13 protein-coding genes are annotated in these 14,490 nt (G+C 43.6%); 11 read left to right on the top strand and 2 right to left on the bottom strand.

Going from position 1 to position 14,490, the window contains the following annotated elements; translation table 11 throughout:
- Positions 1-166: 166 nt before the first annotated feature.
- Both Y696_RS02285 and Y696_RS02280 read right to left on the bottom strand, forming a co-directional pair.
- Complete coding sequence (locus Y696_RS02285; protein WP_121509722.1) at positions 167-982, bottom strand: GNAT family N-acetyltransferase; 816 nt, start codon at positions 980-982, stop codon at positions 167-169.
- Positions 979-2,049, bottom strand: a complete 1,071-nt coding sequence (locus Y696_RS02280; protein ID WP_259459828.1) for an alanine/ornithine racemase family PLP-dependent enzyme — start codon at positions 2,047-2,049, stop codon at positions 979-981. Before Y696_RS02280 ends, Y696_RS02285 begins: the two co-directional genes overlap by 4 nt.
- A gap of 58 nt (positions 2,050-2,107) precedes the next feature.
- Between Y696_RS02280 and Y696_RS02275 the strand changes: the two genes are divergently transcribed.
- The 11 genes from Y696_RS02275 to Y696_RS02225 are packed head-to-tail and all read left to right on the top strand — an operon-like array spanning position 2,108 to position 14,477.
- Complete coding sequence (locus Y696_RS02275) at positions 2,108-2,533, top strand: DUF123 domain-containing protein (protein WP_236609192.1); 426 nt, start codon at positions 2,108-2,110, stop codon at positions 2,531-2,533.
- A 1-nt stretch (position 2,534) separates the two neighbouring features.
- Positions 2,535-3,317: an S-adenosyl-l-methionine hydroxide adenosyltransferase family protein gene (locus Y696_RS02270; protein ID WP_014730248.1), complete on the top strand. Its 783-nt coding sequence runs from the start codon at positions 2,535-2,537 to the stop codon at positions 3,315-3,317.
- Positions 3,304-4,614 (top strand): PAS domain-containing sensor histidine kinase, encoded by a 1,311-nt coding sequence (locus Y696_RS02265; RefSeq protein ID WP_121509720.1) that lies wholly within the window; start codon positions 3,304-3,306, stop codon positions 4,612-4,614. The genes Y696_RS02270 and Y696_RS02265 overlap by 14 nt, the downstream gene beginning before the upstream one ends.
- Complete coding sequence (locus Y696_RS02260) at positions 4,589-5,935, top strand: sigma-54 dependent transcriptional regulator (protein ID WP_121509719.1); 1,347 nt, start codon at positions 4,589-4,591, stop codon at positions 5,933-5,935. Before Y696_RS02265 ends, Y696_RS02260 begins: the two co-directional genes overlap by 26 nt.
- Positions 5,910-8,504 carry a CBS domain-containing protein gene (locus tag Y696_RS02255; protein ID WP_121509718.1) on the top strand — a complete coding sequence of 865 codons (2,595 nt, stop codon included), beginning with the start codon at positions 5,910-5,912 and terminating at the stop codon, positions 8,502-8,504. The genes Y696_RS02260 and Y696_RS02255 overlap by 26 nt, the downstream gene beginning before the upstream one ends.
- Positions 8,501-9,604 (top strand): hypothetical protein, encoded by a 1,104-nt coding sequence (locus Y696_RS02250; protein WP_121509717.1) that lies wholly within the window; start codon positions 8,501-8,503, stop codon positions 9,602-9,604. The genes Y696_RS02255 and Y696_RS02250 overlap by 4 nt, the downstream gene beginning before the upstream one ends.
- Positions 9,605-9,618: 14 nt before the next feature.
- Positions 9,619-10,197 (top strand): NUDIX domain-containing protein, encoded by a 579-nt coding sequence (locus Y696_RS02245; RefSeq protein ID WP_006491989.1) that lies wholly within the window; start codon positions 9,619-9,621, stop codon positions 10,195-10,197.
- Entirely contained in the window at positions 10,158-11,027 is an 870-nt protein-coding gene (gene ispE / locus Y696_RS02240; protein ID WP_121509716.1) for a 4-(cytidine 5'-diphospho)-2-C-methyl-D-erythritol kinase, read from the top strand. The genes Y696_RS02245 and ispE overlap by 40 nt, the downstream gene beginning before the upstream one ends.
- Positions 11,009-12,697, top strand: coding sequence for an NFACT family protein (locus Y696_RS02235; protein WP_121509715.1), 1,689 nt, complete (start codon positions 11,009-11,011; stop codon positions 12,695-12,697). The genes ispE and Y696_RS02235 overlap by 19 nt, the downstream gene beginning before the upstream one ends.
- Positions 12,694-13,614: a hypothetical protein gene (locus Y696_RS02230; RefSeq protein WP_121509714.1), complete on the top strand. Its 921-nt coding sequence runs from the start codon at positions 12,694-12,696 to the stop codon at positions 13,612-13,614. Before Y696_RS02235 ends, Y696_RS02230 begins: the two co-directional genes overlap by 4 nt.
- Positions 13,615-13,628: 14 nt before the next feature.
- Positions 13,629-14,477 (top strand): rhomboid family intramembrane serine protease, encoded by an 849-nt coding sequence (locus Y696_RS02225; RefSeq protein ID WP_121509713.1) that lies wholly within the window; start codon positions 13,629-13,631, stop codon positions 14,475-14,477.
- Positions 14,478-14,490 lie beyond the last annotated feature (13 nt).

Genomic DNA, 14,490 nt, shown 5'->3' with positions numbered 1-14,490 from the left:
TCGGATCATAGCCAAGAGTTCATTTGCATAGAACTGTCGTTAATCATCTCTTGTTTGCGTAATGCTTAATATAGAGACATCGATGTGTAGGAGCGACCGACGTAGATATATTAGAATCAAGAGTAATACCGACCAACGGATTCATTCAAGCCATTTCTGCTGGAAGTCAGATCTCAAGAACCGAGCTGTCCGCAAAATAAAGGAAGACATCCTTTACTCTTTCGAAAGGTTTGAATCCATTGTACAAGAAAGGCTCCAAATCGAGGTCCTCCCTCACCATTGTATGGACCCGTTCAAACCCTTTCGACTGTGCATAGCACTTCAGCCCATGCACGAAGGACCTGGCTTTCCGTTCTTCCGCTATTGAGATGTAATTGATGTCCACGCAGCTTTCAGATTTCGAATTTTTGGAAAGAACTGCCCAGTTATCCCCATCGTGAATCCTAGTTGGCTGAATTAGGAATCTCGCTTTGTCTGGAATTTCCTTAGGGAGAAAAGCCCAGTCTTCACTTACCTGATCGAGAATTTCAGGAATCTCTGAATCCACATTAAAAGCGAAGGAGGAATCTGAGATATCTCCTATCTCACTTTCAAGGTTTGTGAAAACACCTATGCGGTTGAAACCGAAGGCTTCATTCATTCTGATCGAGGCAGTATTGTCGAAATAGGTCGCAAAGTAAAGCCTTTCGAGCCCGATTCTCTTCGCAATGGCCAGGGTTTGTTTTCCGAGTTCCTTGCCAAACCCTTTGCCCTGAAGAGCAGGATCTATTCTCATTCCTTCCATCCAGCCCACTTTATCGCTTAAGAGTCTGAGATTATCTATTCCTACTAATGTCCCGTCTTTCCAGAGTCCCATGAAGTGGCATGAAGGGTCTTCAACCCATTTTTCGAAGACATGAGGAATGTAGTCATCACCCTCCCAGATCGTCTTTACGATCTCTCTTACTCTTTCTCCATCGCACTTTTGAAGGCGCCTTATCATTCGTAAACCTTCCTTATATACGGTGAGGTCATCACCCTAAGCAGCGCACCGTACGACATTCTGAAGCCAATCGAATCCCCTACAGAAAAAGACTTTTCGGACTCGGTCACGTCGACTATCAGGTGATCACTCGAAGCGTGTAGCACTTCACATCCCCCGACAAGTGGCGTCAATCCTGAGGGAAGAACATCCTGTTCTCCAAGATCCAGTATCGCCTTTATTCTTTTGCCCTTGTCTTCAAAATGGGGGATTCTTCCAAAAGCATCACGACCTATTTCGCCTATCGGTACGGATGGCTTTTCCGCTATTTCGATTACTTCCCCATACAGTGTAAACGTATCCTGCAGTGTTCCAGGAACCTCTCTGTTGTTCGTAATATCGGTCCCACAAAGAATCGACTCTCCCAATCTGAAATGGTTTATACCTTTCGGAACTATCCCTTTTTCGAGAAGAGGCAGTGACGCAGTATTCCCGGCAGAGTATCTTCTCAATGAATAGCCAGTCTTTTTTCTAAGGAACTCACCTAAAGAAAGAAGAATCTCGAATTTCTTTGGAGTTGCAATTACGCCCCCAAAGCATCCAAGATTGGTTCCAATTCCTTCAAGGTTTTCACCGGCAATTTCGAATGCTTTCTCCAAAACCGATTCCGCCTCGTAATACATAACTCCCTCTCTAAGGTCTCCCGTATCGATCATGTATATGAAATTCACTTCTTGCCCTGTTTCAGATGAGAGTTCATAAAGCTTGCTCAATGAATCAAGATCTCCAATGAGCACGGTGTCTACATTATCCAACACTTCTCTGAATTTTGATCTCTCGGGAAGTCTTAACAAAAGAAAATCAGAATCAATTCCAGCATTCATAATTCTTGAAATGTTTTCCAACCTGGATTCGCCGATTTCCTTTACTCCACTATTCAACAGTATAGATGCTATCGTCGGGTCTCCACACACAACTTTCGTAACCGCTGCGATTTCTACCCCATTAACTTCGGCCAGTTCTCTAACTCTTTTCGCATTGGCCCCTATGCTCACGGTATTAACCACAACTTTTGCCAAGGAAATCACCTCAACAAATTATACATTGAACACCTTTTCATTTCAGAGCAAACGGTTCTTGGCAGGTTTGCTGTCGTATAATATCTACATTATGGATTACAATAAGGGTGATTACATTGTCTTGCTTTTTCTCAGAGAAGCGGCAGAGGTATCTTCGAGCAAAAAAAAGTGGCATCTTGAATCGGGATACTACTTATATGTTGGATCGGCAATGAACTCACTGACGGAAAGGGTTAAGAGGCACCTCTTAGAAGAAAAGAAGAAGCACTGGCATATAGATTTCCTTAGAGAGAAGGCTGAAGTTCTTGCGGTTCTGCTTCTTCCGGCAAAGACAAGTAACGAAGAGGAACTTTCAAATCTGATCTCAAACTACTGTATTGCTGTTCCTGGCTTCGGTGCTTCTGACTGTAAAACAGATTCGAATCTATACAGGGTCGGATTCGGTTGTATCGAAAAAGTGTTTTCTTCAATTGTTGGCAAATGGAGGGATTAGAATGATTGCTTTTCTTACTGACTGGGGATCAAACAGCTACTATGTCGGCGTGACTAAAGTCGTGATGAGAGAAATAAATAGAATGGTGGAAATAATAGATATATGTCATGATATTAGACCTTACAGCATAAGACACGGTGCTTATGTCTTGCAAAGGGCAATAAAGGATCTTCCGGCAGATGCAGTCTTTCTAGCAGTCGTTGATCCTGGGGTAGGGACATCAAGAAAGCCAATAATGATGGTTTTGAAAGATGGAAGACGCCTTGTTGGACCGGACAATGGTTTGTTCACACTTGCTGCCGAAGAGTACGGAATCCACGAAATACGAGAGCTGGAAAATAGAGAGTACCACAGGGGAAATTCCCGGAGCTTCCATGGAAGAGACATTTTCGCGCCCGTTGCAGCCCATGTCGATGCAGGCGTAGAACCGGCTAAACTCGGTTCTAGACTAATGAGCTTCGAATATCTTAAATACAAGAAACCTGCCAGAGAAGGAAATGTACTCTCTGGGGAGGTTGCTTTCTACGATAATTTCGGTAACCTGGAAACGAATGTTCCAGAGGCTCTCGCTAATGATTTTGAAGAAGGAGAAATTCTTGAAATTGGAAAGGGCAGAAAACCTTTCAAAGCTACATTCGGAAATACTTATTACGATGTGAATCCCGGAAATTTGCTTGCCCATTTCGATTCAAGCGGCTTCCTAGAAATCACCGTGAACAAGGGAAGTGCCCGGGAGCTCCTCGCCATTGAGGAAGGGGAACCCATAACAATTGTCAAAACTTGACGGAGGCCTTTTCAAACCCGGCTACCATTACATTGTTGGTGGTGCGGTGCTGGGAACTGGGCTTATCTATTCTTTCATTGAAGGGTTCAGTCTTGATCGAGTGGTTTTGATTGCTCTTCTTTCTCTTGCGGCGTTAGCATCCGTCTATTTCGCTCTGGTAAGACAGTTGGAGAGGCTAGTTAGGCTTGTACAAACAGGCGAGAGAAAATCAATCGGTGAACTTGAAGGGCAGTTCAATCAGATTTACGGCTTCTACAGAAGTCTTTCATTTCAAATTGAAGAGGAAAGAAATTATTACGAAAGACTGTACAGGGATTATTCAGAGCTTCTGAACACCCTGGAGATTTCCGTTGCTTCAGTGGACGAGAACGGAAATTTCGATCTCGTCAACGACGCGTTCACAAAGAGCTTCTCTTACGGTAGTCAGCAAGGAAGATATCTCCGGATAGATAGATTTGCAAGAAGGACAGGTTTGATTTTTCCGCTTCAAGAAGGTCAGTATGAAGTCTATAGCAAGAAACTTGGCAAGCGATACCTTGTGTCGGTTGTCCATAAGCAGAAAAGCGGTTATCTGCTAACCCTTACCGATATGACCAGTCAATGGAAGACAAAACAGCTTCTAGAAAAAACGAGAAGATATGCTGTCGATGCGCAAACAGTAGCCGATCTCGCGCATGGTCTCAAGCAACCGCTGGCAAATGTTAGGCTTGCGCTTGATCTATACAGGAGAACGGGAAAACCAGAGTACATTGATACACTTGAAAAGGAGCTAAATGCCTTTCAAGGTAGGGTAGGTGGAATCCTACAGATTTTCAGGTATGGAGAGGAATTCGACGTGGTCGATCTTTCTGAGCAGGTTATGAAAGTCGCGACCTTCATGTCCTCGATCTTTCAGGAAAGAAAGATAGATTTTAGAATAATCTCGCTCGAAAAAGGGCTGGTCTTGGCGCAACGCGGAAGGCTTGAGAATGTTATCAAGAACCTCTTCATGAATGCCGTCGAAGCCGGTCTGCCTTCAGAAACCTCCATTATCGCAAAAGTTAGAGCCTCAAAAGAATACTTGACACTGATTGTTGCCGATACGGGAAAGGGAATCGACCCGTCCAATTTGCAGAAAGTATTTAAGCCTTTCTTTTCAACTAAGACCGAGGGATCGGGACTTGGACTGTACCTAGTCTACAATTTCTGCGAGGAAAACGATGTAAGATTGAAAATGAGAAGTGTAAAAGGGAAAGGAACAGTATTTGTATTAACCTTCAGGAGGCAATTAGATGAAGCGCAAAGTCCTTGTGGTTGATGATGATCTGGCCTTTAACGGTCTCCTGGGCGCTGCGCTAGAAGAAGAGGGGTACGAAGTAGTTCAGGTCTACAATCTCGAGCAGACGCTTAAGCAGATCTCTGAAGAGGTCTTCGATTGTTTGATACTGGACGTCAGACTTCCCGATGGATCGGGGTTAGACATAATTTCCGAAGCCGCACTCAGTTCGCCGGTGATAGTTGTCTCCGCTCATGGAGACATAAACACTGCAATAGATGCAGTCAAAAAAGGCGCTTTCAATTTTCTAGAGAAGCCCTTTGATCTAAACCATGCGCTTCTCGAAGTTAAGAGAGCAATTGAGTTCTCGGAGGTTTCAAGGGAAAGGGATAGTCTGGCCGACTTGGTGACTACTGAACCCTCCGTAGAGATAATCGGAAAGAGCAAAAATATTCTCGAGCTGAAGCAAATGATCGCAGCAATCGCACCAAAGAAAGTCACGGTGCTTCTTGAGGGAGAAAGTGGCACTGGAAAGGAAGTGGTTGCGAGATCTATACACCAGAAAAGTGGACGAGGAAAGTTTGTTCCCATAAACTGTGGTGCAATACCGGAAAACCTTTTTGAGAGTGAGCTTTTCGGCTACGAAAAGGGCTCCTTCACGGGTGCCATGAATTCAAAACCGGGTTTGATAGAAGAGTCCCACCGCGGAACACTTTTCCTTGACGAAATATCCGAGATGCCCCTTCCAATGCAGGTGAAACTTCTGAGGGTCCTCGAGACATCCTCCAGCCAGAGGCTTGGGGGCACCACATCCCGAAAGCTTGATCTACGAGTAATCGCAGCCACAAATAGAGATCTTGAGGTAGAAGTTTCGAAAGGAAACTTCAGGAGTGATCTGTACTACAGATTGAACGTCGTGAAGATTAAGATAGATCCGCTAAGAGAAAAACGTGAGGATATCCCGATTCTGATCCATCACTTTTTGCCGAGGCTCTGTGAGGAGCTTGGAATGAAGAAGCCACCGACGATTCCAGAGGATTTCATGAATAAGATGAAAGCATATGACTGGCCCGGAAACATTCGAGAGCTGCGGAACAGACTTTTATCAATCCTCGCAGTCAACGGCAGCTTTGAAGGTGTGTCCAGCTTTGCCTTTCCTGAAGTGGAGAAAGCAGATGACCAGGATTTCAGATTCAGAGAGGTCTCCCTAGATGAGCTGGAAAGACGCTACATCAGCTGGTTGATAGACCGACAGAACGGAAACAAAACAAAGGCGGCTTCGATACTCCAGATAAGTAAGAGTACGCTTTACGAGAAACTGAAGAGGTGGAGCAATCTTGAAGGTAATAACGACACATCGTAATCCCGATTTCGATGCATTTGCATCCGCTGTTGCTGCGCAGAAGATATATCCCGACCACATGATTGTGTTTGGGGGACAGCTGGTTCCCGCATTGAAACGTTTTCTGTCATCTAAAAGCCTGTTGCTTTCATTTTATTACGTAAATGAGATACGGATTTCCAATCTCTCCTCTTTGATAGTCGTTGATACATCTGATCTAAAAAGAATTCCCGCTTCTCTTCAACAATCAATTCAAAGAAATACCGACGTGAGGTTTTACGACCATCACAGGACAAGCTTGAGTGAAGCACAAAAAGGAATTTTCAAGGATCTTGGAGCTTGCACCACTCTCATGTGCAATCAACTGAGGAAAAAGAAGAAAGAAATATCCAGAAATGAGGCAACCCTATTTGCGACAGCAATCTACAGGGAAACCGGAAATTTCACTCATGCCTCTACCAGAGCACAAGATCTGAGTACTGCCGCATGGCTTATCGATCTAGGTGCACGGCCGGACGATCTTGGAATCTACTCGGGCTACAAGCTGAGCGCTTCACAACAGAGGCTCATAGAATCACTGATACTGGGTTTGAGAAGGACATCGATCAGAGGGGTAGAGATCAACATTGCATCTGCAAGAAGAGACTTTCTGCCGGGAGGGTTTAGCCTCGTGGTAGAAAAACTCTGGTCCTTTCTTGGCGTAGAGAATCTAGTTGTCCTTCTCGAAACCAACAATCGAGTATATTACACCCTAAGATCGAAATACATGAATCTCGACACTGCCGAACTCGATGGTGTGCAAAGAAACAGCGGCGGATCATACACACTTGGTTACTTTGAAAACTGCACGTCAGCAGAAGCCGAAGAAAAAATCATAAAAAACTTCGAAAACAACATTGAACGCCTCATCAAAGTAAGAGATATTATGTCTTCACCGGTCAGAACCGCTCTTGCAGAGATGAAGGTTGAAGATGTCTTCAAAATCATGCAGAGAACGGGTCATCACACTCTGCCGGTAGTTGATCAGGAAAAGCTTGTAGGTATAGCCAAATACAGGAATACCGAAAAAGCCATTAGGCACGGACTGGCAGCGAGAAGAATAATTGAAGTGATGGACCGTTTCTTTGTGACGGCATCGGTAGACGATTCGGTTCAGGCGGTAACCGATAAGATGGTAGAAAACGATACAACTGCAATTCTAATCCTCGACGGTGGTATCCTGAGTGGAATAGTGACACGAACTGATCTCCTGAAGAGCACTTTTGGAAGAAGAAGGATAATCGATCCCGGAGAAAAGATAGGTGATCAGAACTATGCCAAATTCCCCGTAGAAGATTTGATAGAGGAACGCGTCGAAAAACGCATAGTAACCATGCTAAGATTTCTCGGTGCAGTTGGGAGCGAGCTCAACATGCCGACTTACATAGTTGGAGGTTTTGTGAGGGATCTTCTCTTGAAAAAAAAGAATCTCGATCTAGACATAGTGGTCGAAGGCAATGCCAATCTCTTTGCAGAGACCTTCAAGAAGTACTTTAACATTAAGATTGTCGAGCACAGGGAATTTCTCGCCAGTTCGATGTTCTTCAACGATGGTCTGAGGATTGACGTTGCGACGGCGAGAACTGAATACTACAAGAAACCAGCGATTCTTCCTGAGGTCGAAATGAGCACGATAAAGAAAGATCTTTACAGGAGAGATTTCTCCATAAATGCTATGGCTATAAAACTGAACCAGGAGGATTTTGGAATTCTGATCGATTTCTTTGGATCGAGAAAGGACCTTTCAAAAGGGATTATAAGAGCACTCCACCCCTTAAGCTTCATCGAGGACCCGACAAGAATCCTCAGAGCGGTAAGATTTGAACAGCGCTTTGGGTTCGAGATAGAAGTGAGAACCGCCGAGCTGCTCAAGCAATGTGCAGCTGAAGGATATCTCGATAGGGTAACAGGGCAGAGACTGAGAGACGAATTGAGCAAGGCAATTGAAGAGCCGCTTCCACTCAAGGCCTTGAGAAGACTTGCCAGCCTTGGTGTTATGGAGAAGCTCTTCCCCGAAACGGAATTCGACAGAGAGACAGACATCAAACTCCAGCGCTATTTCCTTCGAAGAGAGAGAAACGCTTTGCTAATTGGAGAAGATAGGATGTTCTACACACTCTTAATGATAATCCTAAGAAAGAGTGACTCGAAATCCGTTGAATGGTGCATAGCACGTTATGGATTGCCGAAAAACTATCTTGAAAGGCTTAATGATGCGATAGCCACTGCAGGTATAATAGTTAATGAGAAGCCAGAGACTCCTTCTCAATTCTACAGATCTCTGAAGACGAACAAGCCCGAAGTACTTAACTTCGTCAACAGTTATCTGGATGAACAGGAGGATTTGTTATTCCTTGCCTATCTGAAGAGACTGAATGACACGAAATTGTCAATCAACGGGAATATACTTAAGGCCAGATACGGCATGAGGGAAGGCCCCGAGATAAGAGATGTTCTAGACGAGCTGTTCTGTGCAAGGCTGGACGGTCTTACAAAAGATAAGGAAGATGAGTTTGTCAGGGAATACCTGAAAGGGAGGGGATGGAAATGAAAAGAGCAAAGTTGTTTGTGATGCTGGGTGCGCTTATAATAGTTGCGTTTGCAATTTCTTCTTGTTTCCCAGTTAAGGGAAGTATTTTGCTTCTAGAACAGAAAATCGGATGGGAACCGGGAAAACCTGTCGTTATTGAAGCAGCAGCGCTATTGTTTACTCCAGATCCATCGTCTAACTACCAGTGGTTAGTAGAGGTCAAACCTCAATATGGTAGCTGGACATCGAGAAACGATCTGGTTAAAGTAATACCGAGCACCAAGAACTCGAAAGCGGTTGTCTATCTTCCAGTCAACGAAAACTTCGAAATCAAAATTACTGCTAAAATCTCCGGAACCAGTGTAAGTGGAGAACACGGGAACTACAGTTCAGAAATCGTGAAACACGTTAGTGAGATACCAGATGTATTGGTTGAGGTCTTCGAGAAGAGTCTTGGGTTCAATATGCCTGACTTGTGGTTTGAGGATTATTTAAATGGAAATAGATCAAACTCAACAAGGACTCCCGTATATTACAAACTCAGCAAAGCTCTTCATCCAACTGCTTATTACAGCAGAATAGGTTGGGGAGTGTACCCTAAAAATGAGAGTGATCTTCCACCTGCGCAAGTTGTATTCCACGGTGATCCCTTCTATGTTGTGAATAGCAGTTCGACATCTGTCACTACAGAAATGGAAAACTCGTTCAAGTCTGTAGATATTGCTTACAACCGATTTAAGATGCGTATCGAACCGCATAGCCTTGTAGGGTTGGACTCAGGATGGAGAGTAGAAGACTGGGATGTGTCACTGTACGTTTCCCAAAACGTTTTTTATGATTCAGACACACAAATTTTCCTCGTCAAGATAAACCGCGAAGATTACAGGGCAACTCAGATATTCAATATTAAGAACGAATTCTATCTTTCTGAAGCAAGCAGTAACTTTGAAGAAGAGGCAGTAACTAATCCCGTGGTAGCACTGCTTCATGAAGGGAAATACGGAACTCTCTGGGATGAAGATAATTACTTTGCTGTAGTTGTAGTTAATTTCAATACTGTTAGTCCTAGTGATGTAATACTTCCCTTCTACACCGTTAAAGGTGCAGAGATGGTCTGGTAGTAAAGGAGAAAGTTTTGGAAGAAAGAGTTCTCGTAGTCGATGTCGACTGTCTGGGAGAGCTGGCAACCCGCAACGGGTTGCTGGCTCTTCCTTTAGATGAGATAAAGAAAAAAGTTGAGAGATTCGGAAGATTTGTACGTCGCTCTGAAGCAGAAAACGATGAATCGATGAGGCAGATCATACCGTACGCGGTTTTCAGGAATCGCGACGAGTATCTTCTCATGAAGAGGACAAAAAAGCAGGGCGAAGCTCGCCTTCATGAACTATATTCGATTGGAGTGGGTGGACACATAAATCCAGAGGATGGAAGGCTTCCATGGGAGGCCTTTGAGAACGGGTTCCAGCGCGAAATCCGCGAAGAAGTATCTGTGAAAATCCACAGCATGGATTATTTGGGAATCCTAAATGATCTACAGACTGAGGTCAGCAGAGTCCACATTGGTGTAGTCTATATAGCTGAAGTGGATTTCGGCGGCTTCAACGAAAAGGAAAAATTCACTGGTGCAATGGCTGAAATTAAAGTTCTTTCAGAATACAGGGAGAGTATGGAAACATGGTCTCAAATAGTTCTAGATTATCTTCTGTTAAACTGAGATGCCCGGCAAAAATAAACCTTTACCTTGCGGTAGGTAAGAGCAGAAGCGACGGATTCCACGAGATTAGCACTGTCTTCCAGACAATCGATTTCTACGACGACTTGTTCGTAAAGCATGAAACAAGGAAGTTATACTTCAAATGCAATACATCTCTCCGCTGGGACAAGGAGAACACTCTTTATAAAGTCATTGAGCAAATAGAGAGTGAGATAGACCGGAGAATAGAAATAGGTCTGGAATTGAAGAAGAGAATCCCCTCGGGCGCAGGACTGGGTGGGGGAAGTTCAGATGCCGCAGCACTCCTGAAGTATTTGGCAGGGGTTTTCAAGATTGATGAAGAGCGAGTCTTGAGAATCGCCTCAAATGTTGGCAGCGACGTACCTTTCTTTCTCAAAGGAGGAACGGCGATAGCTTCAGGAAGGGGAGAGATCTTGAGTTTTCCCGGTGATGTCTCTGGATATTCAGTCGAACTTTCCTTCCCCGGGATTGAGGTCTCGACTCCCCTTGCTTACGAGTTCATAGATGAAGATAACCCCGAACTGCATCTCGATTGTGAAATGGCTGAGAAATATTACCTTGCCCTAAAAAGCCATGACATTGAAGCTGTGAGGCGTATATCTTACAATACGTTCGAAAAGTCCATCTTTGATCGCTTTCCCAAGATAAGAGATTGCCACTCAATGCTCTCCAATAAGAATGGCGGTGCCATTAAGACAATGATGACTGGTTCGGGCTCAGCGATCTTTTCCCTTTTTGAGGGTTGCAAGGGAAGATACAGTTTTGTTACTTCAGAGGAGCTGAATGAGAAATGGTGTTCGATGGGCTGATTCTCCAGAGAGTCCTGGCAGAAATATCAGATGTCTCTGGTCAGCAACTGAGACAGGTATACCAAATAGGAAGAAGCGAGTTCTTCTTCAAATTCTCGAAAAGGGGAATTGAAATCTCTCTCAATCCATCATCGCCTTATATAATTGAGAGCAACAGAAATCAGAATTCTCCATCGATCGAGACTCCTTTCAGTCTCTTTTTGAGAAGACACATCAACGGCTTCTTTCTGACAAAAATCGCTCAGTTAGACATTGATAGAATAACAAGAATGGATTTTGAAGGTAGAGATGCCTTTGGAGAAAGAAACAGATACTCGGTAATCGCAGAATTCATTGGGCCAGGGTCGAACATCATGGTACTTGACGAGGAGGAAAGAATACTACAGGTATTTAGGGAGATGATCAGCTCAAAGAGAACTCTCGCCAGAAATGTGGAGTATTATCCGCCAGATAGTCCGGGAAAATCTCTTAGAAACATGTCTAAAAAAAATATTAAACTAACGCTCCTTCAATCAGGAGATATCCTTTCAAGAGCAATAATGAAGTCGTTTACAGGCTTTTCGAGAGCAACCGCAGAGAATATCGTGGGCTTCTTGCAGATTGAAGATGTTGTTCCATCCAGTCTTCGGGAAGAACTTCTTGATGAAGTTGCAGAATTCCTAATGAGCCTTTCCCTGGACACCAACGGAAGATCGCTTTTTGTGATTGACGGGACAAAGGGAGCTGAAATCTCACCCATACCTCTCGATCATAAAGGCCGTTGTGAAAAGGTTGGGGCATCGGAAGCTATTAGACGCGCAATAAAATCTTCAGGGCTAGAAACAGAGGTTGACAGGAGAAAGCAGTCAATAATAAGGAAGATTGACAAATCGTTCAAACGTCTTTTCAAGTTGATCGATATCTTGGAAACGGAACTGTCGGAAGTTGAGAATTACAGGGATTTCAAAAAATACGGAGAACTTATTACCGCAAATCTATACAGGCTAAGAGAAAGAAGGGAAACGGTGGAGCTTGAAGACTGGGAGACAGGTGAAACAGTCGAAATCTCTCTGGACAGTAGGCTAACGCCATCGGAAAACGCCCAGCTTTTTTTCAAATATTACAGCAAATCTCTGCGCAAGGAGATTCAACTAAAGAAAAGGCTAAGAGTTTTGCGTGACGAAGTAAACTACCTTGATCAGCTAAAAGAGATGGTCTCACAGGCAGAATCGCTGGAAGACGTTCGGGAGTTCTCTTCTGAACTGGAAGAAGCTGGCATAAGAAGAAAAGAAAAGATAGATAAGAAGAGAAAGAAGAGGTCACAGAAGTCTGGCCCGAGAGTCTTCGAAAGAAACGGGTTTAAATTTCTCGTTGGAAGGAACAACATTGAGAATGATGAAATAACCAAGAACGCCTCAAGGGACGATATCTGGTTCCATGCAAGAGGCATTCCCGGAGCACATGTTATACTTAAAAAAGCTGGAAAAGAGATCACTCCAGACGCGATTCTCTATGGCTCTCTTCTCGCAGCAAAGTATTCGAGGGGAAGGCAGTCTGGAAAGGTAGATGTAGCACATACTGAAGTGAAAAACGTAAAAAAACCAAAAGGAGCTAAACCGGGAATGGTTACATACAGAAAGTTCGAATCGATTACAGTTGATCTTACGAAAGAGATGGTGGGAAGGAATTGATCAGACTTCCACCTTATATTTTCTTTGTAGGCGGCTTCTTAACTTACGCCTCGATTTTTTTCTCAAGCGCCACGGTATCAATGACAATGTCGGTAATCGGAATGACGATAAGTCTTTACATATGGTACATTCTTGCGTGGAACCGCGATCGTCATCTTGCCACCATGAAGAAAAAAGGTTACGTCAAACCGCAGAATTGCGCGGAGCAAAAGATCGCGGGAAATTCTAGAATATGGGTAATTCTTTACTCGGCTTCATACTTAACAATGAATTTTGCCGGATTATACATCATTAAGGCAATTATTGAAAACATTGATATGAGTCTTGATACTATGAGCATGGAAGAGTTGATCACCTTGCTGGGTAGTGGTTATGTTCTTTCAAGCTGGTTGTTCTTCATAACCGGCATAGCTTCCATTTTTCTTTATGGGAAGCTGATAGCAATGCTGTACAACGATGAGATGAAGATTCAGTCACTCGAGAGTAAACAGAGAAATATACCAGTCTTGATACTTAAGCCACTTTCTGTAGTTATTATGGTGATCTTCACTCTGATCACTTATGGTCTATTCAGCTGGTTCATGAGATACAGGTTGGTTGCGATACAGAGGTTCCATAATCAGATCGAGAAAAAGCTGGATGAGCTCGAAGAGTCATTCAAAGACAAAGCGAAGAACATTAAGAAGGAAAAGGAAGAACAACCATCGAAATCCATAAGTGAAGAGATTCTTGAGAAGTATTCAAAAAGTCTGGCTTCTTCTGAAGAAAGCGATGATAGAAAGCTGATTATCGCTTCTCTCTTCAAGGATCTTGGCAACTTAAAATCCGATCAGGCGAGATCACTTCTCAATGATCTTCTCTCAAAGCAATTGCTGACGGAAAATGAATTCAACAGACTAACAAGACTCTTAGTTTAGCGGGAGGAAGAAAATTGATTCGATTTAGAAGTGCAACAATAACCCTGATAATCATAAACGTAATCGTGTATCTTCTTGTCGCGTTTATGGGACTATTCAGAGGTCCGCAAGGAATAAGCTACCGTGATCTTATAACAGTCTATGGAGGCGTAAGCAGATTTGCTCTTTCAAACGGTTTGATATATACTCCTCTAACTGCTCTCTTTCTTCACGGCAATTTAATGCACATTCTTTTCAATATGTGGGCACTTTTCCAGCTCGGTCATGTAGTCGAAGGAGTCTATGGAACAAAGTGGTATCTTCTCTTCTATTTCGTTACTGGAATAAGCGGAAGTCTTAGCGCAGCAGCCTTTTCTAATGCATTCACAATTGGCTCGAGTAGCGCGATTTTTGGACTGGTTGGAATCCTGTTCACTCTTGGACTGAAAAAAGACACTCCGGTAGTTCTGCGTTCTATTACTGGATACTCTCTGCTACCGATTATCCTGATTAACCTCTTTCTTGGTTTCAGCATTCCCGGAATCAGTAACGCTGCTCACATAGGAGGTCTTGTTGTCGGAGCTATAATAGGCTGGTTTGCCAAGCCGGCATATGCAAGGTCTGCTAGATCTAGAAGAGTCTACACAAGGGTAAAGGAAAAGACTCCAGAAGAAGCCTCGCGAGATATTTTAGTCAAGTATATACCTGTCCTTAACGGCATGAAAGATAATAGATCTGAGGAGAGGACTATTAGAATTGCTCAGCTCAGGAGCGAACTGAGCAGTCTCAAGGACCAGGAGATAGGATCCAAAGTTCTCTGGGAGCTGTATAAAAGGGATCTTCTCTCTCAAGAGGAGTTCGAAAGACTTAGAAGGTTCCTGTGAATTAAAAAAGAGC

Source organism: Mesotoga sp. H07pep.5.4 (assembly GCF_003664935.1).
GTDB lineage: Bacteria > Thermotogota > Thermotogae > Petrotogales > Kosmotogaceae > Mesotoga > Mesotoga prima.
The sequence above is the reverse complement of the archived record's forward strand: the minus strand, read 5'-3'. Positions and strand labels throughout refer to the sequence as shown.

What these genes read in the sequence shown, in the direction of transcription:
- ispE (WP_121509716.1), top strand. Translation starts at nt 10,158, where the DNA reads ATGGTCTCAAATAGTTCTAGATTATCTTCTGTTAAACTGAGATGCCCG.
- Y696_RS02250 (WP_121509717.1), top strand. Translation starts at nt 8,501, where the DNA reads ATGAAAAGAGCAAAGTTGTTTGTGATGCTGGGTGCGCTTATAATAGTT.
- Y696_RS02285 (WP_121509722.1), bottom strand. Translation starts at nt 982, where the DNA reads ATGATAAGGCGCCTTCAAAAGTGCGATGGAGAAAGAGTAAGAGAGATC.
- Y696_RS02270 (WP_014730248.1), top strand. Translation starts at nt 2,535, where the DNA reads ATGATTGCTTTTCTTACTGACTGGGGATCAAACAGCTACTATGTCGGC.
- Y696_RS02260 (WP_121509719.1), top strand. Translation starts at nt 4,589, where the DNA reads ATGAAGCGCAAAGTCCTTGTGGTTGATGATGATCTGGCCTTTAACGGT.
- Y696_RS02235 (WP_121509715.1), top strand. Translation starts at nt 11,009, where the DNA reads ATGGTGTTCGATGGGCTGATTCTCCAGAGAGTCCTGGCAGAAATATCA.